General features: G+C 70.6%; 1 protein-coding gene. It reads left to right on the forward strand.

What is annotated here, in order from left to right:
* Positions 1-1,085 (forward strand): aldehyde dehydrogenase family protein (locus ACWDNU_RS46790; protein ID WP_449673577.1); only part of this gene is annotated, 1,085 nt, incomplete at both ends.

Consider the following 1,085-nt stretch of genomic DNA (forward strand, 5'->3'; position numbering starts at 1 on the left):
ACCTTCGCGGTGCGCAATCCCGCCGACGGCTCGGTGATCGCGCAGGTCGCCGATGCCACGCCGGACGACGCGATGCGCGCGCTCGACGCGGCCGTCGCGGCGGGCGAGGCGTGGGCGGCGACCCCGTCGCGCGAGCGCGGCGAGATCCTGCGGGCGGTGTTCGAGCAGCTGACCGCGCGGGCCGAGGAGTTCGCGCTGCTGATGACCCTCGAGATGGGCAAGGCGCTGGCCGAGAGCCGCAACGAAGTGCGCTACGGCGCCGAGTTCTTCCGGTGGTTCAGCGAGGAGGCGGTGCGGGTGCACGGCCGCTACCTGCACGCGCCGTCGGGAACCGGCCGGATCATGGTGACAAAACAACCGGTCGGTCCGTGTCTGGCGATCACGCCGTGGAACTTCCCGCTGGCCATGGGCACCCGCAAGATCGGGCCCGCGCTCGCCGCGGGTTGCACGATGATCGTCAAGCCCGCCTCGGCGACCCCGCTGACCATGCTGGCGCTGGCCAAGCTGTGCAGCGAGGCCGGACTGCCCGACGGCGTGCTGTCGGTGGCGACCGGCGAGCGCATCACCGCCGTGGTCAACATCGGCATCGGCGGCTCGGATCTCGGGCCCGACATGGTGTACCGCGCGCTGCGCCACTACACCGATCCCGGCATCGAGGCCAGGTTCGTCTCGAACGTCGACCCGTGCGATCTGGTCGCCAAGCTCACCGGGCTCGACCCGGCGACGACGCTGTTCATCGTCGCCTCCAAGACCTTCTCCACCCTGGAGACCCTGACCAACGCCACCGCGGCCCGCCGCTGGCTGGTCGCCGCGCTCGGCGAGGACGCCGTCGCCAAGCACTTCGTCGCGGTGTCGACCAACGCGCAGCGGGTGGCCGAGTTCGGCATCGACCCCGCGCACATGTTCGGCTTCTGGGATTGGGTGGGCGGCCGGTATTCGGTCGACTCCGCGATCGGCCTGTCGGTGATGGTGACCATCGGCAAGGAGCAGTTCGCCGAATTCCTCAGCGGAATGCACGCGGTCGACCGGCATTTCGCCACGGCTCCGCTGGAGCAGAACGGGCCGGTGCTGCTGGCCATGCTCGG

Source organism: Amycolatopsis sp. NPDC003676, from assembly GCF_053587275.1.